This window comes from Bacillus sp. LR--39 (assembly GCF_053613335.1).
The window spans coordinates 1-716 of sequence record NZ_JBSIOT010000855.1 but is presented as its reverse complement, the minus strand read 5'-3'; the positions used below and the strand labels follow the sequence as shown (position 1 = coordinate 716).

Here is a 716-nt window from a genome sequence, read left to right as displayed (position 1 = left end):
GAGTTGAAAAAATCATCGACAATGTGACCAAGCAAGTTTCCGGTGGAGACATTATTCTTTTACATGCCTCCGATTCGGCAAAACAAACAGAAGAAGCATTGCCTGATATCATCCATCAGCTGAAAGAAAAAGGATTAAAAAATGTAACCGTGGGTGACCTCATCGCAAATTCTGATGCCAAATCCGCAGAGGTAAAGTAATTACTTTGCTGCAAACTTCGGCAGCATCAGCAATTGGAAGGCATTACATGCCATTAACGGAAAAAGCATTAAATAAAGCCAGTCCTCATCATTTACTCTTAATGCAGGGAACCATTCTAATGCGGTAATCACAACCATCAAAAACAACGATGACACAAATGTTTTCTTAGAGGACTGCTTTTGCTTTATATAAGCTGTAATCACTCCAAAGATCAATAAAAACACCGGTAACCACGCATAGCCAGCCAGCGATTCTCCGCTCTCTCCAAAAAATAAAAAACGCACGTACATTAAATCAAAAGCAACAAACAGGATGAAAAACAACTGCAGCAAATTCCACAAAGAGGAGGACCTTAATATCTCAAGCGCAAACCGATGAACTGTTAAAAACACGAAAAAACCCATTTGGCTGATCACACTGAAAATCATGCCTACACCGATAAACCAAAATAAAACAGAGAAAATCTGCCCCGCTTCAAATGTAAGAAACAGCCCTCTATATTCTCCCCATTTTAA

General features: G+C 39.2%; 1 protein-coding gene and 1 pseudogene. One reads left to right on the top strand and one right to left on the bottom strand.

What is annotated here, in order from left to right:
• A pseudogene (locus tag ACWHAR_RS27015) lies at nucleotides 1-200 on the top strand (polysaccharide deacetylase family sporulation protein PdaB); the annotation flags it as partial.
• Here ACWHAR_RS27015 and kbaA read toward each other — a convergent pair.
• The coding region (gene kbaA / locus ACWHAR_RS27010) for a KinB-signaling pathway activation protein (protein WP_452088424.1) at nucleotides 201-716 on the bottom strand (516 nt) is incomplete at its 5' end.